The following is a 26,062-nucleotide window of genomic DNA, read 5'->3' as shown; positions in this document are numbered from 1 at the left end:
CGTTCATGCCTGGGGATCGGCACTGGCGTCGAGCAGTGCCATGAAGGTGCGCGCGGCATTCGACAGGGTACGCTCCGTGTGTAGGATATAGCCCAGGCGCCGGCTCAATTGCAGGCCAGGCAATTCCAGTCGCACCACCTGTTCGTCGACCATGGTGCGCGGCAACAGGCTCCAGGCGATGCCGATGGAGACCATCATCTTGATGGTCTCCATGTAGTTGGTGCTCATGGCGATGTTCGGCGTCAGCCCCTCACGCTCGAACAATTGCCGGGCGATATGGTGGGTGAAGGTATTGCCGCCAGGAAAGACTGCCGGGTAGCCGGCGATATCCGCCAGCCTGAGGTCTTGCTTGTGCGCCAGCGGATGCTCCGGGGCGACCACGAAGTCCAGCGGATCGTCCCACACCGGCACTGCCCGCACCGGTTCGCGGGTTTCCGGGGCAAGGGTGATCACCGCCAGTTCGGCCCGTCCATGCAGCACCTGCTCGTAAGCCACTTCCGAATCGAGGAACTGGATGTCCAGTGCCACGCCAGGGTGGTCGCGGGTAAAGGCCCGTAGCAGCGGAGGCAGGCGATGCAGGCCGATATGGTGGCTGGTGGCCAGGGCCAGGCGGCCGGATATTTCGCCGGACAGGTTGCTCAGGGCGCGCCGGGTATCGTCCAGCACGTTGAGAATGCGGTAGGCGCGCGGCAGCAGTGCACGACCGGCCTCGGTCAGGCTGACTTCGCGGCCCAGGCGGTCGAACAGGCGTACGTCGAGTTGCTGTTCGAGGCCGGCGATACGCTTGCTCACCGCCGGTTGGGTCAGGTGCAGGCGCAGTGCCGCTTCGGAAAAACTGCCGGTTTCGGCGATGGCGATAAAGGCGTTGAGATTGGCCAGGTCCATAGAGCGCTCCAGGCTGCAGGCCTCAGGCTACAGGAGTGATGCCAGGCTGCAAACTCAAACTGCCTCGCTGCCTTCACGCCTTCTCGTGCCGTTGGCAAGCAGCGCGACAATGAACACCAGGCTCAACAGCAGCACGATGGTCGGTGCAGGGGCGCTGTCGAGGAAAAAGCTCAGGTAGACACCGCTGGCGGCACAGGCGATGGCGATGCCGGTGGCCACCAGTAGCATGCTGCCGAAGGTGCGGGTGAGCAGGAAGGCGATGGCGCCGGGTGCGATCAGCAGCGCGATGGAGAGGACGATGCCGACGGCCTGCAACGAGGCGACCACCGACAGCGAGACGGCGGTGAGCAGGCCATAGTGTAGCAAGTGGACCCGCAGGCCGGCGGTGCGGGCCTGTACCGGGTCGAAGGCGTGCAGCAGCAGGTCGCGCCATTTCAGCAGGATCCACAGGCTGATAAGCAAGGCGATTGCGCCGCTTTCCAGCAGGTCCGGCCAATGCGCACCCAAGGCGTCGCCGAAGAGAATGTGATCGAGGTGGATATCGCTTCGGGTCCAGGTGTAGAGCAGCAACCCCAGGGCGAACATGCCCGAGAACACGATGCCCATCACCGTGTCCTGCTTGATACGGCTGTTCTGGTGCAGGTAGCCGGTGACCAGCGCGCAGCTCATGCCGGCGAAGAAGGCGCCCAGGGCGAAGGGCAGGCCGAGCAGATAGGCGATCACCACCCCGGGGAACACCGCATGGGAAATGGCATCACCGAGCAAGGCCCAGCCCTTGAGTACCAGAAAGCAGGACAGCAGCGCAGTCGGTATCGCCACGATCACGGCAATCGCCAGGGCGAACTGCATGAAGTCGAACTGCAGCGGTTGCAGCAGCAGATTGAGCGTATTCAGGGCAGGCTCCTTTGCAACGCGATGCGGCTGCGCCGGCGTGCCGCGAGCAGGCCATGCCTGGGTGCGAACAGGAAGGCGCAGAGAAAGATCAGGGTCTGCAGCAGTACGATGATGGCGCCGGTGGCGCCGTCGATGAAGAAGCTGCAATAGGTGCCGACCAGGCTGCTCGAGGTGCCGATGGCCATGGCGATGCAGATGATCCTGCCGAAGCGGTCGCTGAGCAGGTAGGCGGTGGCACCGGGGGTGACGATCAGGGCGATCACCAGAAAGGCGCCGACCGTCTGCATGGCGGCCACCGCACAGGCCGAGAGCAGGGTGAAGAACAGGACTTTCAGCAGGACCGGGTTCAGGCCGACGCTGCGTGCATGGTTTTCATCGAAGAACACCAGCATCAGGTCCTTCCACTTCAACGCCAGTACCAGCAGGCTGCCAAGGCCGATGATGAGCAACTGCAAGGTATCGCCGGGCGTGATGGAGAGGATATTACCGAGGATGATGGTCTGCACGTTCACGCTGCTGGGCGAGAGCGAGATCATGAACAGCCCGAGGCCGAAGAACGAGGTGAAGATCAGCCCGATGATGGTGTCTTCCTTGAGTCGCGTGTGCTGGTTGAGCAGCGCCATGGAGCCAGCCGCGAGCAACCCGGCGAAGAACGCCCCGGCGGAGAACGACAGCCCGAGCATATAGGCGCCAGCGACACCGGGGACGATGGAGTGGGACAGCGCATCGCCGATCAGCGACCAGCCCTTGAGCATCAGGAAGCACGAGAGAAAGGCGCAGACGCCGCCGATCAGGGCCGAAACCCACATGGCATTGACCATGTACTCGTAGGCGAAGGGGGCCAGCAGGGTCTGCATCATGGTGCAGGCGCTTCCTTGTCGTCGGTGGCGACCCCGCGCACCGAGGCGCGGCCGTCCAGCAGCACCAGTGGGCGTTCGTCGTCGGTCATGATGCCGACTACCGAGTTGCCGCCGTCACGCGGCTGGCGGGGCAGGTCGAAATGGCGCAGGACGCCGCCGAAGGTCTGGGCCAGGTTCTCATGGGTGAATATCTCGCTGGTCGGACCATGGGCCAGCACGGTATTGCGCACCAGCACGGTGCGGTCGCAGAACTCCGGCACACTGCCCAGGTTATGGGTGGACACCAGCATCACCCGGCCTTCGGCACGCAGTTCCATGAGCAGTGCGATGATCGCGTCCTCGGTGGTCACGTCGACGCCGGTGAAGGGCTCGTCGAGCAGGATCACCCGGGCATCCTGGGCCAGGGCGCGGGCGAGGAACACACGCTTCTTCTGCCCGCCGGACAGTTCGCCGATCTGGCGCTTCTCGTAGCCGCGCATGCCGACCCGTTGCAGCGCGAGGTCGACCGCTTCACGGTCGGCCTCGCGTGGGCGGCGCATGAACCCCATGTGGCCGTAGCGCCCCATCATCACCACGTCGCGCACCAGTACCGGGAAGTGCCAGTCGACTTCCTCGCTCTGCGGCACATAGGCGATCAGGTTGCGCCGCATGGCCGTGCGCACCGGTTGCCCGAGTACGCTGATGCGGCCCTGGGCCAGGCGCAGGAAGCCCATGATGGCCTTGAACAGGGTGGACTTGCCGCTGCCGTTGACCCCGACCAGGGCGGTGATACTGCCGCTCGGGATACTGAAACTGGCGTCATGCAGTGCGGTCAGGCCGTTGCGGTAGGTGACGCTGACATGCTCGACGAGCAGACCGTCGCCAGCGTCCTGCCCGGTAGTTTCGGGGGTGTCGTCACTCACTGGGACAGGCCCTCGGCGATCGTGCGGGAGGTGACGGTGAGCAGGTCCAGGTAGCTGGGCACCGGGCCGGTCGGCTCGCTCAGGGAGTCTACATAGAGCACGCCGCCATAGTGGATGCCCGCCTCACGGGCGACCTGGCGGGCCGGGGCGGGGGAAATGGTGCTTTCACTGAAAATGGCCGGGATACCCTGGCTGCGCACCACGTCGATGACCTTGCGCACCTGTTGCGGGGTGCCCTGCTGGTCGGCATTGATCGGCCACAGGTACAGCTCCTTCAAGCCAAAGTCGCGGGCCAGGTAGCTGAAGGCGCCTTCACTGCTGACCAGCCAGCGTTTTTCCGGCGGCAGTTGCGCGAGGCGTTCGCGGATGGGTTCGATGCTGGCGTTGATGCGTGCCTTGTAGGTCTCGGCGTTGGCCTGGTAGATGGCCGCGTTGGCCGGGTCGTGGCGGACCAGTGCATCACGGATGTTATCGACATAGACCAGCGCCGAGGCAGGCGACATCCAGGCGTGGGGATTGGGCTTGCCAGTGTAGGGCCCCTCGGCAATGCCGATCGGTTCGATGCCTTCGCTGACCACCACGCTGGGTACGTCCTTCATGCGCTGGAAGAACTTCTCGAACCACAGCTCCAGGCCCATGCCGTTCCACAGGATCAATTGCGCACCCTGGCCCTTGGCCAGGTCGCCAGGTGTCGGCTGGTAATTGTGGATTTCCGCCCCTGGCTTGGTGATCGACTCGACGATGGCGGCATCGCCGGCGACGTTCTGCGCGATATCGGCGATCACGGTAAAGGTGGTGACGACCTTGAATTTAGGCTGCTCCGGCTCCTGGGCGTTGGCCAGGAGACTGCTGCTGGCGATGCCGATCGCGGCCAGGCCGGTGGCCAGCCAGTGCAGGATAGAGCGGCGTGTCGTCGTCATCGGGATCTCCAAAGGTCGATTATCATGACTCATTCTTATTTTTATTTACGAATGGCCGCCAGCACAATGAAATAGTTCACTTGATGCATTCCTGATGGGAATCTTTTGGATAAAAAATATGAATTTGAGTAATTCGATATAAGCCCCTAGCATTGTCCTCATAAGCAGAGGGGCCATGTGCCCCGTGCATAGAAACGCCCTGATGAGGACCGATAGATGGCTGGCAAAACACTCTATGACAAGCTCTGGGAAATGCACGAGGTCACACGTCGCGACGACGGTTCGTCGCTGATCTACATCGACCGTCATATCCTCCATGAAGTGACTTCGCCCCAGGCTTTCGAAGGCCTGCGCCTGGCCGGGCGCAAGCCCTGGCGCATCGACGCCAACATCGCCACGCCCGATCACAACGTACCGACCACCCGCGCCGAGCGCCTGGGCGGGCTGGATGCCATCGCCGACGAAGTGTCGCGTATCCAGGTGCGAACCCTGGACGAGAACTGTGACGATTTCGGCATCCTCGAATTCAAGATGAACGACGTGCGCCAGGGCATCGTGCACGTAGTCGGCCCGGAGCAGGGTGCGACCCTGCCGGGCATGACCGTGGTCTGCGGTGATTCGCACACCTCCACCCATGGTGCTTTCGGTGCGCTGGCCCACGGTATCGGCACCTCCGAAGTGGAGCATGTGCTGGCGACCCAGTGCCTGGTGGCGAAGAAGATGAAGAACATGGTGGTGCGCGTCGAGGGCAAGCTGCCCGTTGGCGTCACCGCCAAGGACATCGTGCTGGCGGTGATCGGCGAGATCGGTACCGCCGGTGGCAATGGCCATGCGCTGGAGTTCGCTGGCAGTGCGATCCGCGACCTGTCGCTGGAAGGGCGCATGACCATCTGCAACATGTCCATCGAAGCTGGTGCGCGCGTGGGGTTGGTTGCCGTCGATGACAAGACCATCGCCTACGTCAAGGATCGCCCCTATGCGCCTAAGGGCGCCGACTGGAACAAGGCAGTAGCGCTCTGGGAAGGCCTGGTGTCCGACGAGGACGCGGTGTTCGACACCGTGGTCGAACTGCGTGCCGAGGACATCAAGCCCCAGGTCAGTTGGGGCACGTCGCCGGAAATGGTGCTGGCGGTCGATCAGAACGTGCCTGATCCAGAGCGTGAGAGCGACCCGGTCAAGCGTGACTCCATCGTTCGTGCGCTGAAATACATGGGGTTGACGGCCAACCAGCCGATCACCGATATCCGCCTCGACCGCGTCTTTATCGGTTCCTGCACCAACTCGCGCATCGAAGACCTGCGCGCCGCCGCCGAAGTGGCCAAGGGCCGCAAGGTTGCCGCGACGGTCAAGCAGGCGCTGGTGGTGCCAGGCTCCGGCCTGGTCAAGGCCCAGGCCGAGCAGGAAGGGCTGGACCGTATTTTCATCGAGGCCGGTTTCGAATGGCGTGAGCCAGGCTGTTCCATGTGCCTGGCGATGAACCCGGACAAATTGGGCAATGGCGAGCATTGCGCCTCCACCTCGAACCGCAACTTCGAAGGGCGCCAGGGCGCCGGCGGCCGTACCCACCTGGTCAGCCCGGCGATGGCCGCCGCCGCCGCGGTGACCGGCCACTTCATCGACGTTCGCGAATTGACCCAGGCCTGAGGAGCACAGCATGAAAGCCTTTACCCAACACACCGGCCTGGTCTGCCCGCTGGATCGCGCCAATGTCGACACCGACCAGATCATCCCCAAGCAATTCCTCAAGTCGATCAAGCGCACCGGCTTCGGCCCCAACCTGTTCGATGAGTGGCGCTATCTGGACGTCGGCCAGCCGAACCAGGACAACTCGAAGCGACCGATCAACACCGACTTCGTGCTGAACTTCCCGCGCTACAAGGGCGCCAGCGTATTGCTGGCCCGCGAGAACTTCGGTTGTGGCTCCAGTCGCGAGCATGCGCCCTGGGCGCTGGACGAATACGGCTTCCGCACCGTGATCGCGCCGAGCTTCGCCGATATCTTCTTCAACAACAGCTTCAAGAACGGGCTGTTGCCGATCATCCTCAAGGATGAAGAAGTCGACGAGCTGTTCCAGCAGGCCGAGGCCGAGGCCGAGGAAGGCTACCAGTTGACCGTCGACCTGCAGGCGCAGACGGTCACCCGCCCGGACGGCAAGCAATACGCCTTCGAGGTGGATGAATTCCGCAAGCATTGCCTGCTCAACGGCCTGGACGATATCGGCCTGACCCTGCAGGCCAGCGAGCAGATCAAGGCATTCGAAGAAACCTATCGCAGCAACCAGCCCTGGCTGTTCGGCGCGATCCGCTAACGACAGCGACACGCTTCAAGCGGTAAGCCGCACGTAGCGGCGACACTCCTTGAAGCGTGCAGTTATTTCCGAAGGAAACTCCCATGTCCAAACAGATTCTGATTCTCTCCGGTGACGGTATCGGCCCGGAAATCGTTGCCGAAGCGGTCAAGGTATTGAAACTGGCCAACGACAAGTTCGCGCTGGATTTCGAGCTGAGCTTCGATGACCTCGGTGGTGCCGCCATCGACCGCTACGGCGTGCCGCTGGCCGACGAAACCCTGGACCGCGCCCGTGCCGCCGATGCCGTACTGCTGGGTGCGGTCGGCGGGCCGAAGTGGGACACCATCGACCCGGCCATCCGCCCCGAGCGCGGCCTGCTGAAGATCCGTTCGCAACTGGGCCTGTTCGGCAACCTGCGTCCGGCCATCCTCTACCCGCAACTGGCCAGTGCCTCCAGCCTCAAGCCGGAAGTGGTCGCCGGGCTGGACATCCTCATCGTGCGTGAGCTGACCGGCGGCATCTATTTCGGCCAGCCGCGCGAGAGCAAGCTGCTGGAGAACGGCGAGCGCATGGCTTACGACACGCTACCGTACAGCGAGAGCGAAATCCGCCGCATCGCCAAGGTCGGTTTCGACATGGCGCGCGTGCGCGACAAGAAACTGTGCTCGGTGGACAAGGCCAATGTGCTGGCCTCCAGCCAGTTGTGGCGTGCGGTGGTGGAAGAGGTCGGCAAGGATTACCCGGACGTCGAGCTGTCGCACATGTATGTCGACAACGCGGCCATGCAACTGGTGCGTGCGCCGAAGCAGTTCGACGTGATCGTCACCGACAACATGTTCGGCGACATCCTCTCCGATGAAGCCTCGATGCTCACCGGTTCCATCGGCATGCTGCCGTCCGCCTCGCTGGACAGCGATAACAAGGGCATGTACGAGCCTTGCCATGGTTCGGCTCCGGATATTGCGGGCAAAGGTATTGCCAACCCGCTGGCGACCATCCTCTCGGTGTCCATGATGCTGCGCTACAGCTTCGGCCAGGTTGCCGCGGCTGACGCCATCGAACGCGCCGTCAGCGATGTACTGGACCAGGGCCTGCGCACTGGCGACATCTGGTCCGAAGGCCAGACGCGCGTCGGGACTGCGCAGATGGGCGACGCGGTGGTCGAAGCGCTCGCGAAGTTGTAATCTCTTGGCCCGTCATTTCACTCGGCGGGTCACTTGCATATAGGTGTAGTTGCGATGAAACGTGTAGGTCTGATCGGTTGGCGCGGAATGGTCGGTTCCGTGCTCATGCAGCGGATGCTGGAAGAGCGGGACTTCGACCTGATCGAGCCCGTGTTTTTCACCACCTCCAACGTCGGCGGCCAGGGCCCGGACATTGGCAAGGAAACGGCTGCACTGAAGGATGCCTACAGCATCGAAGAGCTGAAAGGCCTGGACGTGATCCTGACCTGCCAGGGCGGTGACTACACCAACGAAGTCTTCCCCAAGCTGCGCGAGGCTGGCTGGAACGGTTACTGGATCGACGCCGCCTCCAGCCTGCGCATGCAGGACGACGCGGTGATCGTGCTGGATCCGGTGAACCGCAAGGTCATCGACCAGCAACTGGATGCCGGCACCCGCAATTACATCGGCGGCAACTGCACCGTCAGCCTGATGCTGATGGGGCTGGGCGGGCTGTTCGAAGCCGGGCTGGTGGAGTGGATGAGCGCCATGACCTACCAGGCCGCTTCGGGCGCCGGTGCGCAGAACATGCGTGAGCTGATCCGCCAGATGGGCACCATCCACCAGTCGGTCGCCGATGACCTGGCCAACCCGGCCAGCGCCATCCTCGAGATCGACCGCAAGGTCGCCCAGACCCAGCGCGACGAGTCGTTCCCGGTGGACAACTTCGGCGTGCCGCTGGCCGGTAGCCTGATCCCCTACATCGACAAGGAACTGCCCAACGGGCAGAGCCGTGAAGAGTGGAAGGCTCAGGCCGAGACCAACAAGATCCTCGGTCGCTTCAAGAGCCCGATCCCGGTCGACGGTATCTGCGTGCGAGTCGGTGCCATGCGCTGCCACAGCCAGGCGCTGACCATCAAGCTGAACAAGGATGTGCCGATTGCCGATATCGAAGGCCTGATCAGTCAGCACAATCCCTGGGTCAGGCTGGTGCCGAACCACCGCGACGACAGCATGCGCGAGCTGAGTCCGGCTGCCATCACCGGTACGCTCAACGTGCCAGTGGGCCGTCTGCGCAAGCTCAACATGGGCTCGCACTTCCTCGGTGCGTTCACCGTTGGCGACCAGTTGCTGTGGGGGGCCGCCGAGCCGCTGCGGCGCATGCTGCGCATCCTGCTCGAACGCTGACCTGCCGCACCGCAGGCGCTGTACGCGCTTGCGCGTGGCCACACTTTCCAAGCGCCCGCATCGTCGTGGCGCTTTTTCTATTTTTCGTTCCGAGGAAAAAGCATGTCCCAGCCTGTCGATATCGCCATCGTGGGAGCCTCCGGCCTGGTCGGTGAAGCGCTCGTCGAGCAATTGGACGAGTGCGCATTGCCCGTCGGAGAGTTGCACCTGCTTGGCAGTGCCGAAGCGCTTGGGCATTCGTTGACATTCCGTGGACGCAATCTGCGCGTGCGTGAGGTCGAGGATTTCGACTTCGCCAAGGTGGCGCTGGTCTTTTTCGTGCAAGGGAGCGAGGCGATTTTCCAGCGTGTGCAGGCGTCGGAGCGATTGCTGGTCGACCTGTCCGGGCAGCAGTCTCTACCCTTGCTGGTGCCTGGCTGGAGTGCGCCCGAGGCGCTGGCCCGCCAGGTCGCCACACCGGCGTCGAGTGTGGTGACGCTGCTGGGCGCCCTGGCGCCGATACGGCACCTGCTCGACCTGCAACGTATCGTGGCGTCCGTATGCCTGCCGGTATCGGCCCATGGCAATGCCGGTGTCAGGGAACTGGCCCGGCAGACCGCCGAGCTGCTGAACGCACGACCGCTGGAGCCGCGCCTGTTCGGACGCCAGGTTGCGTTCAACGTCTTCGCCAGTGATGAGCATGGATTCGAGCAGCGTATCCACGCCGAGTTGCTGGCGCTGCTGGGCCAGCCTGGGTTGCCGGTATCGGTTGCCTGTATCCAGACGCCAGTGTTCTTCGGCGAAGGCATCAGCCTGTCGCTGATCGGCTCCCGTCCGGTGGACATGGCTGCAATCGAAAACAGCCTTGCCGGGGCGGACGACATCGACTTGATCACCGAGGAAAACACGCCGGGCGTGGTCGAGGACGCCGTCGGGCAGGCGCGTATCAGTGTGGGCCGCTTGCGTGCGGTCGCCCACGACCCTTGTTCGATCGACCTGTGGCTGGTCGCTGATGGCCTGAAGAAAGGTACGGTTTCCAATGCCCTGGAATCGGCTGAGTTATTGATAAAACACTATCTGTAAAAGATACTTGCGGACTATTCGAAGAAGCGTTCCAACTGGTTCCGGCAGCGTCATGCGCGCTGCCGTGGCTCCGGCGGGAAAAACAAGGAGTCAAACGATGGCTAGGGTTCGCAATCTGGTGCTGGCAATTGCCGCGGCGACAGCATTGACCTCGCACACGGCGTTCGCCCTGGAACTGGGCAAGGTCGAGCTGAAGTCGGCCCTCAACCAGCCATTGACCGCCGAGATCGAGTTGCTCGATGTGCAGGGGCTGTCGGCGACGGAAGTCGTATCGAAACTGGCCTCCATCGAAGACTTCCGGAAAGCTGGCGTCGACCGCCAGGCCTTCCTGTCCGAACTGAGCTTCACGCCAGTGCTGCAAGCCGATGGCCGGAGCGTCATCCGGGTCTCGTCGAGCAAGCCCGTTCGCGAGCCTTATGTGAGCTTCCTGGTCGACGTGCAGTGGCCCAATGGGCGTGTGCTGCGTGAGTACACGCTGTTGCTGGACCCGCCGCTCTACAAACCCCAGGCGGCGGCTGCGCTTGCGCCGCAGTTGCCCCTCGCCAGTGCCCCGCTGACGGCCAAGCCGGCCAGCGAGCCAACGGCTGCAAAAGCCCCCGAGCCTGCGCCAGCGCCCAAGGCCAGCACCCAGGGCCAGTACCGCACGGTGGCGCGAGATACCCTCTGGGAAATCGCTGCCCGCAATCGCCGTGGCGGTAGCGTGCAACAGACCATGCTGGCTATCCAGGAACTCAACCCTGGGGCCTTCATCAACGGCAATATCAATCTGCTCAAGACCGGCGCGGTCTTGCGCCTGCCCAGTGCCGAGCAGGTCGCCAGCCTGCCGCAGCGGCAGGCGATTGCCCGTGTCGCCGAACAGAATGCCAGTTGGAAGCAAGGCCGCAGCGGTGCGCGGCAGTTGGATGCCACTGCTCGTAACAAGGCTGGCAATGCCCCGGCCCGCGTCGCCACCGGCGATAACCTGCGCCTGGTCGCATCCGATGCGGGCAAGGCGGGTGGGGCTGGCGAGTCGGGCGACGAGAGCCTTCAGGGCTTGCGCGACCGATTGGCCACGGCCCAGGAGCGGCTCGACTCCACACAACGCGAAAATACCGAGCTGGGCGAGCGCCTGGACGATTTGCAAGGGCAACTGGATAAACTCCAGCGCCTGATGCAACTGAAGGACGATCAACTGGCTGCACTGCAGGCGCAGTTGGAGTCGAGCGAAAGCGCTGGTGCGGCAGGCGAGGGACCGTTCGGGAAGCTTCTGTCCAATATCTGGTGGCTGATCGGTCTGGGTGGCAGTGCGTTGCTGCTTCTGGTGCTGGCCCTGTTGGCCTGGTCCAGGCGTAGCAAGCCCCGGGACGTGATTCGGCTCGAACCGGCCGATGTGGTCGACGTTACGCCCAGCAGGCCGCTGGACGCCGCTGTCGAAGACCCGCTGAAAGGCGCGGTGATGGCCTCCGATACGCTGGCCCAGGCGGATATCTACATCGCCTACGGTCGCTTCAATCAGGCTGCCGACCTGCTGCGCAACGCACTCAAGGACGAGCCACAACGTACGGACCTGCGCCTCAAGTTGATGGAGGTCCACGCCGAGCTGGAAGACCGTGACGGCTTCGCCCGTGAAGAGGCCGCATTGAGCGCCGATGCGGCGGCCAGTGCGGATGTGGAGCGGTTGAAGGCGCGTTATCCCTCCATGCAGTCCTTTGCCGGTGCCACTGCGGCGGCAACGGCCGCCTACGCTGCGGTCGAAGCGGCGGCGGACACCGAGCAGGATGACTTCGGCATCGATTCCCTCGACGATGCCTTCGATCTGAGCATGGATGAGCTGGAGTTCGACGCCGAGCAGCCCGCCGACACCCAGGCAGCGGATGAGGATGAGGATGAGGATGACCTTTCGCTCGACGAGCCGTCGGCCGATACAGGCTTCGATCTGGATGCCGAGTCGCATGACGAGCGCGCGCCGACTGACGTCGCGCCAGAGGCGGACTTCTCCACCGATACGCTGCCGACCGAGCCGGAGGAGCACGCCGAGCCAGACCTGAAGGCGTTTGACCTGAACGACTCGGATGCCGCCGATTTGCCGGAGGCGTTCGACCTGTCGCTGGAAAGCGATGCCGATGAGCCCGTGAACGAACTGGACCCGAGCAGCCTGAGCGCCAGCCTGGGCGAGGTGGACGCCGATCTGCAGGAGCTCATTGCCGATACCGCCAAACCGGCATCCGACGATCTGTCCGAGGAGTTCGACTTCCTGGCCGATACCGATGAAATCACCACCAAACTCGACCTGGCCCGTGCCTATATCGACATGGGCGATGCCGATGGCGCCCGGGATATCCTCGAAGAAGTGATCGGCGAGGGTAACCCGACCCAACAGCAGGAAGCGCGTGACATGCTCGGTGGCCTGTCCTGAACATGACGACAGTGCTTGAAGAGGGACAGGCGGCACCTACACGAATCGCACTGGGCATCGAGTACAAGGGCTCCCGTTACCGGGGCTTCCAGCGTCAGCGCGCTGGCGTGCCCTCGATCCAGGAATGCCTGGAAAAGGCATTGAGCAAGGTCGCCGGCGGGCAGCCGGTGACACTCAGCTGCGCGGGGCGCACCGATGCCCTGGTGCATGCCTGCGGGCAAGTGGTGCATTTCGATACGACGATCGAACGCAGCATGCATTCCTGGGTGATGGGCGCGAACATGAACCTGCCCGGGGATATCAGTGTGGCCTGGGCCAAGGCCATGCCGCGCCAGTTCGATGCGCGTTTCAGCGCCATGGCTCGCCGTTACCGTTATGTGATCTACAACGATCCGATCCGCCCGGCGCACATGGCCGAGGAAGTGACCTGGAACCATCGGCCGCTGGATATCGAACGGATGCGCGAAGCCTCCCGGTATTTCCTTGGGACGCACGATTTCAGCGCTTTCCGTGCCCGTCAGTGCCAGGCCAAATCACCGATCAAGACCGTTCACCACCTGGAAATCATCGAGCATGGCCGGCTGATCGTCCTCGATATCCGCGCCAATGCCTTCCTGCACCATATGGTGCGCAACTTCGCCGGGGTGCTGATGACCATCGGTGCGGGGGAGCGGCCCGTGGAGTGGGCCAGGGAAGTGCTGGAAGCCCGTGTGCGCCGCACCGGAGGGGTGACGGCTCATCCTTATGGGCTGTATCTGGTGGAGGTTGATTACCCCGAGGAATTCGAGCTGCCCCAGCGTTACCTGGGGCCGCATTTCCTTTCCGGGTTGCCGGATTGCCGGCTCTAGTGCATGCCGGTGCGCACGGCGCACCCTACGGTTTGAGCATGTAGGGTGCGCCATGCGCACCTGTACACGACCCCTATTGCATTAAGCGCAGCCAGGCTCGCTGGCTGCGGCTCTGGACGGATCAGGCTTCTGCGTTCTGCACGATATTGGCGCGACGTTGTTTCTTGCGCCAGGTACGCCAGACCGGCAGGGCGATCATGCCCACGATCAGTGTCCACACGCCCCAGGTGATCGGGCTGGCGAACAGGATGCCGAGGTCGCCGTTGGAGATCGACAGCGCACGACGCAGGTTCTGCTCCATCAATCCACCCAGAATGAAACCGAGCAGGATCGCCGACAGCGGGAAGTCCAGTTTGCGCAGGATATAACCGGCGATGCCGATGGCGATCATCAGGAACAGATCGAACGTGGTGGCGTGCACCGCGTAGACGCCGATCGAGGTGATGATGGCGATGGCTGGTACCAGTGCCCAGTAGGGTACGGCGAGGATCTTGGTGAAGATCTTGATCATCGGCACATTCATCACGATCAGCATGATGTTGGCGACGAACAGCGAGGCGATCAGCCCCCAGACGATGTCCGGTTGGTCGCGGAACAGCAGCGGGCCAGGGGTGATGTTGTATAGGGTCAGAGCGCCGAGCATCACCGCAGTGGTACCCGAGCCCGGAACGCCGAGGGTCAGCATCGGCACCATGGAACCGCAGGCCGAGGCGCTGTTGGCGGTTTCCGGAGCCGCTAGGCCGCGCAGGTCACCATTACCGAACTTGTTGTCCTTGTGTGCCAGACGTTTTTCGCTCATGTAGGCCACGGCGCTGGCCAGGGTCGCACCGGCACCCGGCAGAATGCCCAGGCCGAAGCCCAGCGCGCCGCTGCGCAGGTTGGTGGCCAGAACCGACAGACCTTCCTTGAGGCTGAACAACATGCGGCCTTTGGCCTCGATGGCCTTCTGACCATGGTGAGTGCGTTCGAGCAGCACGAGAATCTCGCTGACCGAGAACAGACCGAGTACCAGCACCACGAACTGAATGCCGTCAGCCAGGCCCAGGCTGCCGAAGGTGAAGCGATACACGCCACTGTTCGAGTCGATACCAACGCACGACAGAAATAGACCGATGCAGCAGGCGATGGCGGTCTTCATCGGCTTGTTACCGGCCATGCCGGCCAGGCAGACGATGGCGAATACCATCAACACGAAATATTCGGCGGGCCCGAAGGCCACGGCCCATTTCGCCAGCAGTGGGGCGAAGATGACCACGCCGCAGGTGGCGATCAGGCCACCGATGAAGGAGCTCCAGGCAGAGATCGACAGGGCAATGCCCGCTTTCCCCTGACGTGCCAGCGGGTAGCCGTCGAGGGTGGTCATCACGGCCGAGGCTTCGCCTGGGATGTTCAGCAGAATCGAGGAAATACGGCCACCGTACTCGCAGCCCAGGTACACGGCCGCCAGCAGGATCAGCGCGGTCTCCGGCGGCAGACCGAGGGCGAAGGCAATGGGGATCAGCAGCGCCACGCCGTTGATTGGGCCAAGCCCCGGCAGCAGGCCGACCACGGTGCCGATCAGGGTGCCGCACAGTGCGGTGAGCAGGTTGTAGGGGCTCAGGGCGACACCGAAGCCCTGGCTGAGGTAGCTGAATGTTTCCATGATCAATTCTCCAGCACGGCGAGGATGCCGAGCGGTAGCGGTACGTCGAGGGCTTTGTCGAACAGCAGATAGAGGCCGATGCCCAGCACCACCCCGGCGATGACGCTGATGGTCCAGGTGCCTTCGTACAAGCGCGACATGGCGATGCCGAACAGCACGCTGGCCGGGATGAAACCGAGGGTCTCGAACAGGGCGGCATAGACCGTCATGAACACCACGCAAGTGACCACCTTGCTCAGTACGTGGCGGTCCAGCGGCGGCTCGTCATGGCTGGTCGTGGCGTGGGCCGGTTTGAACATCAGGTAGAGCGCGCCGAGCCCCATCAGTACCAGTAGCAGCAGTGGATAGGCGCGTGGCCCCACCGGTTCGTAGGAGAAGGGCGCGTGGTAGCCCCAGGCGGCGGTGCCCAGGCCCAGGCAGCAGAGCAGCAGCACCAGGCCGAATATGCGTTGATACATGAGGCTGTCCTCGTGATGTCGTGCCTGCCGGGTTTTTCTGGCGCGAACGACGCCAGCCCATGAGCGCGAGGCTCCAGGCGGTGAGTGGTTTATGGGAGGTCGACACCCGCCGTTAACGGCAGGTGTCGTGGTGGTTTACTGGATCAGGCCGAATTCCTGGGCCAGTTGCTTGTACTGGGCGACCTGTTGCTTGACGTAGGCGTCCAGCTCGTCGCCAGTCATGGCGAAGGGGTAGAGCTCGCGCTGTTCGCGCAGCTTGGCGAAATCCTCGGAGGCCAGCAGTTGGTCGAACGCGTTCTTCCACCAGGCATAGGCTTCATCGCTGACCTTGGGCCCGACGAAGAAACCACGGATCACCGGCCAGACGACGTCATAACCTTGTTCACGGGCGGTCGGAATATTCGCCACCGCCGCCCCCGGCAGACGCTCTTCGGAGAACACCGCGAGGATGCGCATGTCGCCACTCTCGATATGCGGGACGGCATCGGAGATATCGCTGCTGGCGACCTGGATATGCCCGCCAAGCAGGGCGGTGGCCAGCTCGCCGCCGCCTTCCATCGCCACATAGCGCAGCTGGCGTGGATCGATGCCGGCAGCGCGGGCAATCAGCGCGGTCTGCATCCAGTCCTGGCTGCCGACGGTGCCGCCGGAACCGATCACCACCTTGCCCGGCTCGGCCTTGATCGCAGCGACCAGATCGTCGAGGGTCTTGTAGGGCGAGTCCTGGCGCACGGCCAGGGCGCCATAGCTGGTGCCGACACCGGCCAGCCACTTCACCGCGCTCTCGTCGAAACGGCCGAACTTGCCCTGGGCCAGGTTGAGCAGCGAGCCGCTGGAGAAGGCCGTGATGGTGCCGGCTTCGGCTGGGCGCTGTGCCACCACGGCATTGTAGGCGACGGCACCGACACCACCGGGCATGTAGGTGACGCGCATAGGGGACTTCAGCAGCTTGCTGTCCACCAGCGCGCTTTGCGCCAGCTTGCAGGTCAGGTCGAAACCGCCGCCGGGGGCGGCCGGCGCGATGCATTCGGGGCGCTTGGGTTCTGCGGCCAGCAACTGGCCGGTCAGGCCCAGGCAGGTGGCCGCGAGTGCGATGCGGGTCAAGGTTGATTTCATGGTGAGTGTCCTCGTCGAGCGTGTCTTGGATTACCAGATGGCCAGGCTGTAGCCAATGATGATGCGGTTTTCGTCCGCATCGCGGGCGAAGTCCGAACGGAAGCTGGCGTTGCGCAGTCGCACGAACAGGTCCTTGAGCGGGCCGCTCTGTACCACGTATTTGAGTTCGATATCGCGCTCCCATTCGCCACCGCGCTCGTCGCTACCGGCGATACGGGCATCGCTGCCACGGATATAGCGGGTCATGAAGCTGAGGCCGGGCAGGCCGAGGGTCTTGAACGAATAGTCGTAGCGCGCCTGCCATGAGCGCTCGTCGGCATTGGCGAAGTCGTTGATCTGTACGAAGTTGATCAGGAACGGGTCACTGCCATCGAGGTAGGCGAAGCCGGTATCGCCGCTCATGTCCTGGAAGCCGAGGCCGAACTTGTGACTGCCGAGACCGTAGGTGAGCATCGCGTTGATGACCCGGTTGTCGACCTTGCCGGCCCTGGCCGAGCCGCTGTCGCGGCTGTCGATCAGGCGCAGATCGCCGCTCAGAGTGCCGGCGCCGAGTTTGTGGCTGGTCAACAATCCAAGGAAGTGCTGGCGGTAGACGTTGTCCAGGTTTGCGAAGTAGTAGCGGCCGGTCAGCCCGGGGCTGAACTTGTAGTCGAGCCCGGCCAGGTCCATGTGATCGGCTTTTATATCGCTGGCATAGCGTCGGTTCTTGCTGTTGAGGGCGAGTTTTTCCGAGTGGCTCGAGGCGCGGTCGATAACCTTGTCCAGCCGTCCGCCGGTGAAGGTCAGGCCGTCCAGTTCGGACGAGGTCAGCAGGGCGCCTTCGAACACTTGCGGCAACAGGCGGCTTTCACTGGCCTTGACCACCGGCAGCACGGGGATGTGCGTGCCATAGCGCAGTTCGGTGGCGGAAACACGCACCTTGGCGGTCAGCCCCAGGCGGCTGTATTCGTCGGGCGTGCCGCCATCGTCCTGCACCGGCAACAGGTCAGTGCCACTGCGGCCCTTGCCCGAGTCCAGCTTGAGACCAAGCATGCCCAAGGCGTCGAGGCCAAAACCGAACGTGCCTTCGGTAAAGCCGGAACGGATATCGAGCAGCAGGCCCTGGCCCCATTCTTCGCGTTTGTTCTGCCCCTGACCCTCGCGAAAATCGCGGTTCAGGTAGAGGTTGGTGGCGGTCAGGCTGGCCTTGCTGTCTTCGATAAAGGCGGCCTGGGCGATGGGGGAGGCCAGGCAGGCGGCCAGGGCCAGGCAAAGCGGACGTGCAGGCACAGTGGCCCGACGAGAGGCTGGATACATCGTGTCGTCTCCATTCTTGTTCTTGTAATGCATTCGCTCAACGGCAAGTGCGTGGGGCGATGCTATGTCCGCAAGCTTTCAGCAGCCTTTCAGATTCGAAAGATTTGCCTTCACCTTTTGGGCAATTCACAGACCTTGTTACATGGCTACACTGGGCGACTGTTCTGAAGGTTTGCAGGAGGTGGTCATGCGGGTTCTGCTGGTGGAGGACCATCTGCAACTGGCGGAAAGCGTGGCCCAGGCACTGAAAGGCGCGGGCTGGACGGTCGATGTGTTGCACGACGGCGTTGCTGCCGACCTGGCGTTGGCCAGCGAGGACTATGCCCTTGCCATTCTCGATATCGGGCTGCCACGCCTGGATGGCTTCGCCTTGCTGGCGCGCTTGCGCGACCGGGGACAGACCTTGCCGGTACTGATGCTGACCGCCCGTGGCGAGGTGAAGGACCGTGTGCACGGCCTCAATCTAGGGGCCGACGACTACCTGGCCAAACCGTTCGAGCTTTCCGAACTGGAGGCAAGGGTCAAGGCCCTGTTACGCCGCAGCGTCCTTGGCGGTGAACAGCTCCAGCGCTGCGGTCCGCTGGTCTACGACCTGGGCGCGCGGCGTTTCAGCCTGGACAACCAGCCGCTGAGCCTGACCGCCCGCGAACAGGCGGTGCTGGAGGCGCTGATCGCCCGTGGCGGTCGGGTGATGAGCAAGGAGCAACTGGCGGCCCAGGTGTTCGGACTGGACGAAGAGGCCAGCAGCGACGCCATCGAGATCTATATCCACCGCCTGCGCAAGAAGCTGGAGGGTAGTGCCGTGCGCATCGTCACCTTCCGTGGGCTGGGTTATCTGCTGGAGGCGGTCGGGCCATGAGCCGTGTCGGGAGTCTGCGCGGGCGTCTGTTGCGGCGTCTGGCGCTGCTGTTCGCGCTGATCCTGCTGCTCAGTGGCCTGAGTGCCTACTGGAGCGCCCGGCATGCCGCCGACACTGCCTACGACCGTACCTTGCTGGCATCGGCCCGTACCGTGGCGGGCGGGTTGTACGCCCGGGGGCGTTTGCTCGAGGCCCATGTCCCTTATGTGGCACTGGACACGTTCGACTACGACAGCGCCGGGCGCATCTATTACCAGGTGCTGGGCCCGGAAGGCGAAGTCATCTCCGGCTATGACGACTTGCCCGCGCCACCGGCGGAGGCTCGGCGTACCGATGACTATCCGGCACTGGCACGCTTCTACGATGCGCAGTACCGCGGGCAGGGCGTGCGGGTGGTGAGCTTCCTGCAGCCCGTCAGCGAAGCGCAGTTCCGGGGAATCGCCGAGATTCGTGTGGCGGAGACCCAGGGTGCCCGTGAGCGCATGGCCCGTGACCTGCTGGTCGGCACGCTCTGGCGCCTGGTGCTGTTGGTACTGGTGGCGCTGGTATTGGTCTGGCTGGCGGTGAGCATGGCGCTGCGGCCACTGGAAACCCTGCGCAGGGAAGTCGCCCGGCGCGCCAGCGACGACCTGCGCCCCCTGCCGGATACCGACCTGACGCGTGAAGTGCTGCCGCTGGTGGAGGCTTTGAATCAGTTCAACGAGCGCCTGCGAGGCCTGTTCGTGCGCCAGTCGCAGTTCATTGCCGATGCCGCCCATGAACTGCGCACACCGCTGGCGGCGCTCAAGGCCCGGGTTGAGCTGGGGTTGCGTTCCGAGCGCCCTGAGGATTGGCGCGAGACGCTAGAACAGACTGCGCAGCACAGCGACAGGCTGACATTGCTGGCCAATCAGTTGCTGTCGCTGGCGAGGATCGAGAATGGCACCCGGGCCATTTCCGAGGGCGGTGCACAGCGCCTCGACCTTTCCCTGCTCGCGCGAGAACTGGGCATGGCCCTGGCGCCCCTGGCCCATGCGCGGGGTGTGGCCCTGGCGCTGGAGGCCGAGCAACCCGTGTGGGTCGACGGCGATCCGATGTTGCTCAACGAATTGCTCAGCAACCTGCTGGACAATGCCCTGGCGCATACGCCGAAGAGCGGCAACCTGGTACTGAGGGTGATGGCGCCGGCGATCCTGGAGGTCGAGGATGACGGACCGGGTATTCCACAGGACGAGTGTGAGCGCGTGTTCGAGCGTTTCTACCAGGGGCCTGCGCAAGTGGGCGGTGCCGGACTTGGCCTGGCCATCGTTGGCGATATCTGCCGTGCGCACCGGGCGGCGATCAGCCTGCACCAGGTGTCCCCGCATGGTTTACGGGTGCGCGTCGAGTTCCCGGTCGTATGATGTGTGTGTCGAGGGCCACGGGCGAATAAAACGCCTCATTCCCCGCAGCCTTTTGTTAAGATCGCCTGTCGTTTCAAGCAGGAAGCCTGCCTTGCCAGTCGTACGAAGCAAAATCTGCGGTATCACCCGTGTGGAGGATGCCCTGATCGCCGCCGAAGCCGGAGCCGATGCCATCGGACTGGTGTTCTATGCGGCCAGTCCGCGTGCCGTCGACGTGCAGCAGGCCCGGCGCATCGTTGCCGCACTGCCGCCATTCGTCACTACGGTTGGGCTGTTCGTCGATGCCAGCCGCTGCAAAGTCGATGAAATACTCGACGCAGTCGCCCTAGATCGGTTGCAGTTTCATGGCGATGAGTCGCCCGAGTACTGCGAAGGCTTCCGCCTCCCCTGGTACAAGGCACTGCGCGTGCGCAGCGCCGAAGGGGTACTGGAGGAGACGCAGCGTTACCGGCAGGCCAGCGCCATTCTGTTGGATGCCTATGTGCCTGGTATTCCGGGCGGGACCGGTGCGGTGTTCGACTGGGATATGATCCCCGACCACTTGCCCAGCCCACTGATCCTGGCCGGTGGCCTGGACGCCTCCAACGTACAGGAGGCCATCGCCCGGGTACGCCCTTATGCGGTGGATGTCAGTGGCGGTGTGGAGCGGGAGAAGGGCATCAAGGATGCGGACAAGGTACGGAACTTCGTGGCGCGTGTGCGCGCCTGCATGTGACGTATCCGTAAAACCTGCCGTCCAGTAGGCTGGCGCGGCATAAACCGCTGGAATTTCGCGATACGCCAGATTGCGTATCGCTCAGGAGAGCAAGGGCCGAGTGGCGCTTGCCATGAATAATGAATATCCCCGACGGGGCATGTCCGGGGATTACACGTTGTGGAGAACAAGAGCATGAGCAACTGGTTGGTCGACAAGCTGATTCCTTCGATAATGCGTTCCGAAAGCCAGAAGAGCACGGTTCCCGAAGGGTTGTGGCACAAATGTCCCTCATGCGATGCCGTCCTTTACAAGCCTGAGCTGGAAAAGACCCTGGATGTCTGCCCCAAATGCCAGCATCACATGCGTATCGGCGCTCGTACCCGCCTGGATATCTTCCTCGATGCAGAAGGCCGTGAGGAAATCGGTACCGACCTGGAGCCGGTCGACCGTCTGAAGTTCCGCGACAGCAAGAAGTACAAGGATCGCCTGTCCGCCGCACAGAAGCAGACCGGCGAAAAAGACGCCTTGATCGCTATCCGTGGCACCCTTTACAAAGTGCCGGTGGTGGCTTGTGCCTTCGAGTTTTCCTTCATGGGCGGCTCCATGGGCGCCATCGTCGGTGAGCGCTTCGTGCGTGCCGCCAACGTGGCACTGGAGCAGCGCAGCCCGCTGGTATGCTTCTCCGCTTCGGGCGGTGCGCGCATGCAGGAGGCGCTGATCTCGCTGATGCAGATGGCCAAGACTTCCGCGGTGCTGGCGCGCATGCGTGAAGAAGGTCTGCCGTTCATTTCCGTGTTGACCGATCCGGTCTATGGTGGTGTTTCCGCGAGCCTGGCGACCCTGGGCGATGTGATCGTTGCCGAGCCCAAGGCGCTGATCGGCTTCGCCGGCCCGCGCGTGATCGAGCAGACTGTCCGCGAGAAGCTGCCGGAAGGCTTCCAGCGCAGCGAGTTCCTGCTGGACCACGGCGCCATCGACCTGATCATCCCACGTGAAGAACTGCGCCCACGCCTGTCGCGTCTGCTGGCCCAACTGCAAGGTTTGCCGGCCATCTCGGCATGACCGAACGCAGCCTGGCCGACTGGCTGGCCTACCTCGAGGGCTTGCACCCCAATGCAATCGACCTCGGGCTCGAGCGAGTGCGTGAAGTCGCACGACGCATGGGGCTGTCGCGTCCGGCCAGGCAAGTGGTGACTGTCACCGGCACCAATGGCAAAGGTTCCACCTGCGCATTCATCGCCTCACTGGCGCGAGCCCAGGGGCTCAAGGTCGGTGTCTACAGTTCGCCGCATCTGTTGCGCTACAACGAGCGGGTGCAGGTGGATGGCCAGGAGGCCAGCGACCGCGAGCTGTGCGAGGCGTTTGCCGTGGTCGATCAGGCACGTGGCGCCACCTCCCTGACCTATTTCGAAGTCGGCACCCTGGCAGCGTTCTGGCTGTTCGAGCGTAGCCAGCTTGATCTGACCGTTCTCGAAGTCGGCCTGGGCGGACGCTTGGATGCGGTCAACCTGGTGGACAGCGATCTGGCCGTAGTGACCAACATCGGGCTGGACCACGCCGATTGGCTGGGCGACAGCCGTGAAAGCGTGGCGCGGGAAAAGGCCGGTATCTTCCGTGCTGGCAAGCCGGCGCTGTGTGGTGATATCGATCCTCCGCAACCCTTGCTGGAGCATGCCCGCCAACTGGGCAGTTCGTTGCTGTTGCGCAATCGTGATTATTCGCTGGCTGTCTCGTCGGATAGCTGGCAATGGCACGGTATCGACAGCCAGGGCCAACCCCTGTCGCTCGGCGCCTTGCCCCTGCTGAATCTGCCGATGGAAAACGCTGCACTGGCCTTGCAGGCCTATGCCTTGCTCGGCTTGCCCTGGCAGGCCGATGCGCTGGTTGGCGCACTGACAGCGACGCAGGTGATCGGGCGTTTCGATCAGCGAGCGATCGCACTCGAAAAGGGCTCTGCCACGTTGATCATGGACGTCGGGCACAATCCCCATGCGGCCGCTTACCTTGCCAAACGGCTGGCTCAGCGTCCGCGTACAGGTCATCGGTATGCTGTGTTTGGCCTGCTCGCCGACAAAGACCTGCAGGGCGTGATCGCGCCGTTGCTGTCGTCGTTCGACACTTGGGCGGTGGCGCCGCTGCCGACGCCACGTTCGCGGTCTGCCAGCCAGTTGCGCGATGCGTTGCAGGAACGGGGCGTAGACGTCAGTGTCCATGACAGTATTGCCCAGGCGCTGGATGCGACCCGCGAGGGCTTGCAGCCAGGTGACGAGATCGTGTTGTTCGGGTCCTTCTACTGCGTATCCGAGGCACTGGAGTGGTTGAACTGATCCATCCAAGAAGGAGAGGGTTATGGCATTGCTGGATAGAGGACTGATGCAACGCATCATTGGCGCTCTGGTGCTGGTGGCCCTGGCGGTGATTTTCGTGCCGATGCTGTTCAATCGCGAGGATGAGCTGCGGCACATACCGGTCGAAGCACCGCCGATGCCCGCCACGCCTGTCGCCCCCGAGATCGAGATGCAGGACGTCGAGGTGCCCGAGCCTGTCGTCGAAAGCTACGAGATCATCGAAGAGTCGCCGCAAGCTGCTCCTGTTCCGCCAGTAGTGGAAACGCCCGTGGCAACGCCAGAGCCGGTGGTCGTACCGAAGGAGCAACCGAAGGCTACACCGGCACCGAGCAAGCCCGTAGAGCCGCGTCTGGACGCCAGTAACCTGCCCGTCAGTTGGTCAGTGCAACTGGCCAGTCTGTCGAACCGTGCCAGTGCCGAGAACCTGCAGAAGACGTTGCGCTCGCAAGGCTACAACGCTTATATCCGTACCTCGGGTGGGATGAACCGCGTCTTCGTCGGGCCGCTGGTGGAGCGTGGCGAAGCCAATCGCCTGCGTGATCAGTTGCAGCGTCAGCACAAGCTGGATGGCTTCGTCGTGCGCTTCGAGCCGGAAAGTCGCTGAAAGCCGGTTGATTCAGGGCGGGTGCTGTTGCGACGACCAGATGGATTCCCGCCTGCGCGGGAATGACGAGAACTGGTTAGGTGGGAAGCCTTTACGTTGCGCTGGACCAGGGTTCCCCACTCATGACCCACAGTCGCTTCAGCGCTCGCCAAGCCCTGTGGTCAGCGGCAATTCGATATGGAACGTCGTGGCTTGCTCCGCTGAGTCGCAACGGATATGGCCGCCATGGGCTTCGATGATCGAGCGGGTGATCGCCAGGCCCAGTCCGGCATTGCCGGGGTTGCCTTCGCGGCGCGCAGGGTCGACACGGTAGAAGCGATCGAACAGCTTGTCCTGGTGTTCCATGCTGATCGGTACGCCAGGATTGGTCACGCTCAGGACGACATGACGGGCGGTCTGCCGGATTCCAACCTGGATCGCCAGGTTCTCCGGTGTATAGCGCAGCGCATTGCCCAGTAGATTCGACAGGGCACGCTCCAGCATCAGGCGGTCGCCGCGCACCGCCGCGCACCCTTCGCGGTGTAACTGTATGCCTCGTTCATCCGCCAGCAGTTGGTAGTACTCGAACAGTTTGTCGACCACCTCGGCCAGCTCGATGTGTTCCTGTACCGGAGTGATCAGACCGTTGTCCGCCTTGGCCAGGAACAGCATGTCGTCGATGATGCGCGACATGCGCGTCAGCTCCTCCAGGTTCGAATAGAGGTTCTCCCGGTAGTCATCGAGCCCCCTGCCCCTGGAGAGGACCACCTCGGTGTGAGTCATCAGGTTGCTCAGCGGCGTGCGCAGTTCGTGGGCGATGTCTGCGGAGAAGTTGGATAATCTTGAAAAGGCATCCTCCAGTCGGGCCAGCATGGCGTTGAAAGACTCCACCAGTTGTTTCAACTCTGCCGGCACAGCCTCCAAGGGAATACGTTCCTGCAGGGATTTCGCCGATATCGAGGCAGTGACCTCGGTGACCTGGCGCAGCGGCGCAAGCCCACGGCGCGCGACGATCCAGCCGAGGAGGGCGCTGAAGCCCGCGCATACGATCAGGCCGATCCAGAACCAGCGTTGCAGGATCTTGAAGAAGTGCGTGTGGTTGGTGATGTCCATGGCCAGCAGGACTTCGACCGGTGCACGCTGGCCGGGCAGCATGATCTCGGCGCGCATGCCCCGATACAGGTGCTCTCCGGCCTGCCATTCCTGCATCTTTCGCGCTGGGTGCTGTTGCAGGGCACGAGGTGCCTGGGTATCGCGCGGATTCTCGAAGAACAGTGTGCCGTTGGTATCCAGCACCAGAGTGGCCAGGTCCTGGTGGGATTGCAGCAGGGCCAGTAGCTGCGACTGCATTTGTCGTGGCGCCGTGGTGGCGTATGACAGTTTGAGAAGGTTCTCGACGGAGGCGAGTTTTTCCTCGAGTACCTGCTGGTCGAGCGCGCGGAAGTGGTGCTGGCTGAGTGCGTTGAAACTCAGGCCGGCCACGGCCAGCACGATGGTCACCGCCAGCATGAACATCAGGCTCATGCGCGTGGTCAGCGAAAGATGGGGCATGTCAGTCCCGGGTATCCAGCGTATAGCCCATGCCTCGGGCGGTGTGGATGAGCTTCGGTTCGAAGTCGTCATCGATCTTTGCCCGCAGCCGGCGGATGGCGACTTCGATGACGTTGGTGTCGCTGTCGAAATTCATGTCCCAGACCTGAGAGGCGATCAGGGATTTGGGCAGCACCTCGCCACGACGGCGCATCAGCAGTTCGAGCAGGGAGAACTCCTTGGCCGTCAGGTCGATGCGCTTGCCCGTGCGCGAGGCACGGCGTTTGAGCAGGTCCAGCTCGAGGTCGGCGATCTGCAAGGTAGTGGGCTGTGCACTCGTTGCAGTACTGCCGCGACGCAGCAAGGTGCGAACACGTGCCAGCAGTTCGGCGAAAGCGAAAGGCTTGACCAGGTAATCGTCTGCCCCCAGTTCCAGTCCCCTGACCCGATCCTCGATGCCGTCGCGAGCAGTCAGGAACAGCACCGGCATTTCCCGGCCAGCCCCCCTTAATGCTTGCAATACGGCCCAGCCGTCGATTCCCGGCATCATCACGTCGAGAATCAGCAGGTCGTAGGGTTCATCCAGCACTCGCCGCAGTGCTTCGCTACCGTCCATGACCCGCTCGACCGTGAAGCCGGCCTCGCTCAGACCCTGTTGCAGGTAGGCTCCGGTCTTGGGTTCGTCTTCGGCGACCAGCAGTTTCATGGTGTGGCTCGTTCGGCAGGAATATCAGACGCCAAGAG

Annotated in this window: 24 protein-coding genes; 13 read left to right on the top strand and 11 right to left on the bottom strand. The window is 63.2% G+C overall.

Annotation, left to right across the window (positions count from 1 at the left end):
* Positions 1–3 precede the first annotated feature (3 nt).
* The 5 genes from HW090_RS01105 to HW090_RS01085 are packed head-to-tail and all read right to left on the bottom strand — an operon-like array spanning position 4 to position 4,461.
* Positions 4–885: a LysR family transcriptional regulator gene (locus HW090_RS01105; protein ID WP_179111737.1), complete on the bottom strand. Its 882-nt coding sequence runs from the start codon at positions 883–885 to the stop codon at positions 4–6.
* A 54-nt stretch (positions 886–939) separates the two neighbouring features.
* Entirely contained in the window at positions 940–1,734 is a 795-nt protein-coding gene (locus HW090_RS01100; protein WP_179111736.1) for a metal ABC transporter permease, read from the bottom strand.
* Between the two features lie 41 nt (positions 1,735–1,775).
* The gene (locus HW090_RS01095) at positions 1,776–2,639 is read right to left on the bottom strand and encodes a metal ABC transporter permease (protein WP_306299183.1); all 864 of its coding nucleotides are present in this window, start codon (positions 2,637–2,639) and stop codon (positions 1,776–1,778) included.
* Entirely contained in the window at positions 2,636–3,541 is a 906-nt protein-coding gene (locus tag HW090_RS01090) for a manganese/iron ABC transporter ATP-binding protein (RefSeq protein ID WP_218673553.1), read from the bottom strand. The genes HW090_RS01095 and HW090_RS01090 overlap by 4 nt, the downstream gene beginning before the upstream one ends.
* A complete protein-coding gene (locus tag HW090_RS01085; protein ID WP_179111735.1) occupies positions 3,538–4,461 on the bottom strand; it encodes a metal ABC transporter substrate-binding protein in 924 nt (307 codons plus the stop codon). The genes HW090_RS01090 and HW090_RS01085 overlap by 4 nt, the downstream gene beginning before the upstream one ends.
* Positions 4,462–4,677: 216 nt before the next feature.
* Here HW090_RS01085 and leuC point away from each other — a divergent pair, with 216 nt between their 5' ends.
* The 7 genes from leuC (at position 4,678) to truA (ending at position 13,407) form a co-directional block, all read left to right on the top strand.
* Entirely contained in the window at positions 4,678–6,105 is a 1,428-nt protein-coding gene (leuC, locus tag HW090_RS01080) for a 3-isopropylmalate dehydratase large subunit (RefSeq protein ID WP_179111734.1), read from the top strand.
* A gap of 10 nt (positions 6,106–6,115) precedes the next feature.
* Positions 6,116–6,769, top strand: a complete 654-nt coding sequence (gene leuD, locus HW090_RS01075) for a 3-isopropylmalate dehydratase small subunit (protein WP_179111733.1) — start codon at positions 6,116–6,118, stop codon at positions 6,767–6,769.
* Between the two features lie 83 nt (positions 6,770–6,852).
* Positions 6,853–7,935, top strand: a complete 1,083-nt coding sequence (leuB, locus tag HW090_RS01070; protein ID WP_179111732.1) for a 3-isopropylmalate dehydrogenase — start codon at positions 6,853–6,855, stop codon at positions 7,933–7,935.
* Between the two features lie 54 nt (positions 7,936–7,989).
* Positions 7,990–9,102, top strand: coding sequence for an aspartate-semialdehyde dehydrogenase (gene asd, locus HW090_RS01065; protein WP_179111731.1), 1,113 nt, complete (start codon positions 7,990–7,992; stop codon positions 9,100–9,102).
* Positions 9,103–9,204: 102 nt separating this feature from the next.
* Positions 9,205–10,164 (top strand): aspartate-semialdehyde dehydrogenase, encoded by a 960-nt coding sequence (locus tag HW090_RS01060; RefSeq protein ID WP_179111730.1) that lies wholly within the window; start codon positions 9,205–9,207, stop codon positions 10,162–10,164.
* 97 nt (positions 10,165–10,261) lie between these two features.
* The gene (locus HW090_RS01055; protein ID WP_179111729.1) at positions 10,262–12,559 is read left to right on the top strand and encodes a FimV family protein; all 2,298 of its coding nucleotides are present in this window, start codon (positions 10,262–10,264) and stop codon (positions 12,557–12,559) included.
* 2 nt (positions 12,560–12,561) lie between these two features.
* The gene (truA, locus tag HW090_RS01050; RefSeq protein ID WP_179111728.1) at positions 12,562–13,407 is read left to right on the top strand and encodes a tRNA pseudouridine(38-40) synthase TruA; all 846 of its coding nucleotides are present in this window, start codon (positions 12,562–12,564) and stop codon (positions 13,405–13,407) included.
* Positions 13,408–13,528: 121 nt separating this feature from the next.
* Here the strand turns inward: truA and HW090_RS01045 are convergent, their stop codons facing one another.
* The 4 genes from HW090_RS01045 to HW090_RS01030 form a co-directional block, all read right to left on the bottom strand.
* Complete coding sequence (locus tag HW090_RS01045; RefSeq protein WP_179111727.1) at positions 13,529–15,049, bottom strand: tripartite tricarboxylate transporter permease; 1,521 nt, start codon at positions 15,047–15,049, stop codon at positions 13,529–13,531.
* Positions 15,050–15,051: 2 nt separating this feature from the next.
* Entirely contained in the window at positions 15,052–15,507 is a 456-nt protein-coding gene (locus tag HW090_RS01040; RefSeq protein ID WP_179111726.1) for a tripartite tricarboxylate transporter TctB family protein, read from the bottom strand.
* Between the two features lie 135 nt (positions 15,508–15,642).
* Positions 15,643–16,623: a tripartite tricarboxylate transporter substrate binding protein gene (locus HW090_RS01035; protein WP_179111725.1), complete on the bottom strand. Its 981-nt coding sequence runs from the start codon at positions 16,621–16,623 to the stop codon at positions 15,643–15,645.
* Positions 16,624–16,653: 30 nt separating this feature from the next.
* On the bottom strand, positions 16,654–17,919 hold the full coding sequence (locus HW090_RS01030) for an OprD family porin (RefSeq protein ID WP_179111724.1): 1,266 nt from the start codon (positions 17,917–17,919) through the stop codon (positions 16,654–16,656).
* Between the two features lie 187 nt (positions 17,920–18,106).
* On the opposite strand from HW090_RS01030, the gene HW090_RS01025 reads away from it, so the two are divergent.
* The 6 genes from HW090_RS01025 to HW090_RS01000 all read left to right on the top strand — a co-directional run bounded on the left by HW090_RS01025 (position 18,107) and on the right by HW090_RS01000 (position 23,809).
* Positions 18,107–18,778 carry a response regulator gene (locus tag HW090_RS01025; RefSeq protein WP_179111723.1) on the top strand — a complete coding sequence of 224 codons (672 nt, stop codon included), beginning with the start codon at positions 18,107–18,109 and terminating at the stop codon, positions 18,776–18,778.
* Positions 18,775–20,160 carry a sensor histidine kinase gene (locus tag HW090_RS01020; RefSeq protein ID WP_179111722.1) on the top strand — a complete coding sequence of 462 codons (1,386 nt, stop codon included), beginning with the start codon at positions 18,775–18,777 and terminating at the stop codon, positions 20,158–20,160. Before HW090_RS01025 ends, HW090_RS01020 begins: the two co-directional genes overlap by 4 nt.
* 91 nt (positions 20,161–20,251) lie before the next feature.
* On the top strand, positions 20,252–20,875 hold the full coding sequence (locus tag HW090_RS01015) for a phosphoribosylanthranilate isomerase (protein ID WP_179111721.1): 624 nt from the start codon (positions 20,252–20,254) through the stop codon (positions 20,873–20,875).
* Positions 20,876–21,049: 174 nt separating this feature from the next.
* Positions 21,050–21,919, top strand: a complete 870-nt coding sequence (gene accD, locus HW090_RS01010) for an acetyl-CoA carboxylase, carboxyltransferase subunit beta (protein WP_179111720.1) — start codon at positions 21,050–21,052, stop codon at positions 21,917–21,919.
* Positions 21,916–23,184 (top strand): bifunctional tetrahydrofolate synthase/dihydrofolate synthase, encoded by a 1,269-nt coding sequence (gene folC / locus HW090_RS01005; RefSeq protein WP_179111719.1) that lies wholly within the window; start codon positions 21,916–21,918, stop codon positions 23,182–23,184. Before accD ends, folC begins: the two co-directional genes overlap by 4 nt.
* A 22-nt stretch (positions 23,185–23,206) precedes the next feature.
* Complete coding sequence (locus HW090_RS01000; protein ID WP_179111718.1) at positions 23,207–23,809, top strand: SPOR domain-containing protein; 603 nt, start codon at positions 23,207–23,209, stop codon at positions 23,807–23,809.
* A gap of 138 nt (positions 23,810–23,947) precedes the next feature.
* Here HW090_RS01000 and HW090_RS00995 read toward each other — a convergent pair whose 3' ends face one another.
* Positions 23,948–25,339: a heavy metal sensor histidine kinase gene (locus HW090_RS00995; protein ID WP_179111717.1), complete on the bottom strand. Its 1,392-nt coding sequence runs from the start codon at positions 25,337–25,339 to the stop codon at positions 23,948–23,950.
* 1 nt (position 25,340) lies between these two features.
* The gene (locus HW090_RS00990; RefSeq protein WP_179111716.1) at positions 25,341–26,024 is read right to left on the bottom strand and encodes a heavy metal response regulator transcription factor; all 684 of its coding nucleotides are present in this window, start codon (positions 26,022–26,024) and stop codon (positions 25,341–25,343) included.
* Positions 26,025–26,062 lie beyond the last annotated feature (38 nt).

The sequence above is a fragment of the Pseudomonas sp. ABC1 genome, assembly GCF_013395055.1.
In the GTDB taxonomy this organism is placed as follows: Bacteria; Pseudomonadota; Gammaproteobacteria; order Pseudomonadales; family Pseudomonadaceae; genus Stutzerimonas.
The sequence above is the reverse complement of the archived record's forward strand: the minus strand, read 5'-3'. Positions and strand labels throughout refer to the sequence as shown.

Excerpts from the sequence above, each read along its gene's own strand:
- HW090_RS01105 (WP_179111737.1), bottom strand. The coding sequence starts at position 885 with ATGGACCTGGCCAATCTCAACGCCTTTATCGCCATCGCCGAAACCGGC.
- HW090_RS01100 (WP_179111736.1), bottom strand. The coding sequence starts at position 1,734 with ATGCAGTTCGCCCTGGCGATTGCCGTGATCGTGGCGATACCGACTGCG.
- HW090_RS01095 (WP_306299183.1), bottom strand. The coding sequence starts at position 2,639 with ATGATGCAGACCCTGCTGGCCCCCTTCGCCTACGAGTACATGGTCAAT.
- HW090_RS01085 (WP_179111735.1), bottom strand. The coding sequence starts at position 4,461 with ATGACGACGACACGCCGCTCTATCCTGCACTGGCTGGCCACCGGCCTG.
- leuC (WP_179111734.1), top strand. The coding sequence starts at position 4,678 with ATGGCTGGCAAAACACTCTATGACAAGCTCTGGGAAATGCACGAGGTC.
- leuD (WP_179111733.1), top strand. The coding sequence starts at position 6,116 with ATGAAAGCCTTTACCCAACACACCGGCCTGGTCTGCCCGCTGGATCGC.
- leuB (WP_179111732.1), top strand. The coding sequence starts at position 6,853 with ATGTCCAAACAGATTCTGATTCTCTCCGGTGACGGTATCGGCCCGGAA.
- asd (WP_179111731.1), top strand. The coding sequence starts at position 7,990 with ATGAAACGTGTAGGTCTGATCGGTTGGCGCGGAATGGTCGGTTCCGTG.
- HW090_RS01060 (WP_179111730.1), top strand. The coding sequence starts at position 9,205 with ATGTCCCAGCCTGTCGATATCGCCATCGTGGGAGCCTCCGGCCTGGTC.
- HW090_RS01055 (WP_179111729.1), top strand. The coding sequence starts at position 10,262 with ATGGCTAGGGTTCGCAATCTGGTGCTGGCAATTGCCGCGGCGACAGCA.
- truA (WP_179111728.1), top strand. The coding sequence starts at position 12,562 with ATGACGACAGTGCTTGAAGAGGGACAGGCGGCACCTACACGAATCGCA.
- HW090_RS01045 (WP_179111727.1), bottom strand. The coding sequence starts at position 15,049 with ATGGAAACATTCAGCTACCTCAGCCAGGGCTTCGGTGTCGCCCTGAGC.
- HW090_RS01040 (WP_179111726.1), bottom strand. The coding sequence starts at position 15,507 with ATGTATCAACGCATATTCGGCCTGGTGCTGCTGCTCTGCTGCCTGGGC.
- HW090_RS01035 (WP_179111725.1), bottom strand. The coding sequence starts at position 16,623 with ATGAAATCAACCTTGACCCGCATCGCACTCGCGGCCACCTGCCTGGGC.
- HW090_RS01030 (WP_179111724.1), bottom strand. The coding sequence starts at position 17,919 with ATGTATCCAGCCTCTCGTCGGGCCACTGTGCCTGCACGTCCGCTTTGC.
- HW090_RS01025 (WP_179111723.1), top strand. The coding sequence starts at position 18,107 with ATGCGGGTTCTGCTGGTGGAGGACCATCTGCAACTGGCGGAAAGCGTG.
- HW090_RS01020 (WP_179111722.1), top strand. The coding sequence starts at position 18,775 with ATGAGCCGTGTCGGGAGTCTGCGCGGGCGTCTGTTGCGGCGTCTGGCG.
- accD (WP_179111720.1), top strand. The coding sequence starts at position 21,050 with ATGAGCAACTGGTTGGTCGACAAGCTGATTCCTTCGATAATGCGTTCC.
- folC (WP_179111719.1), top strand. The coding sequence starts at position 21,916 with ATGACCGAACGCAGCCTGGCCGACTGGCTGGCCTACCTCGAGGGCTTG.
- HW090_RS01000 (WP_179111718.1), top strand. The coding sequence starts at position 23,207 with ATGGCATTGCTGGATAGAGGACTGATGCAACGCATCATTGGCGCTCTG.
- HW090_RS00995 (WP_179111717.1), bottom strand. The coding sequence starts at position 25,339 with ATGCCCCATCTTTCGCTGACCACGCGCATGAGCCTGATGTTCATGCTG.
- HW090_RS00990 (WP_179111716.1), bottom strand. The coding sequence starts at position 26,024 with ATGAAACTGCTGGTCGCCGAAGACGAACCCAAGACCGGAGCCTACCTG.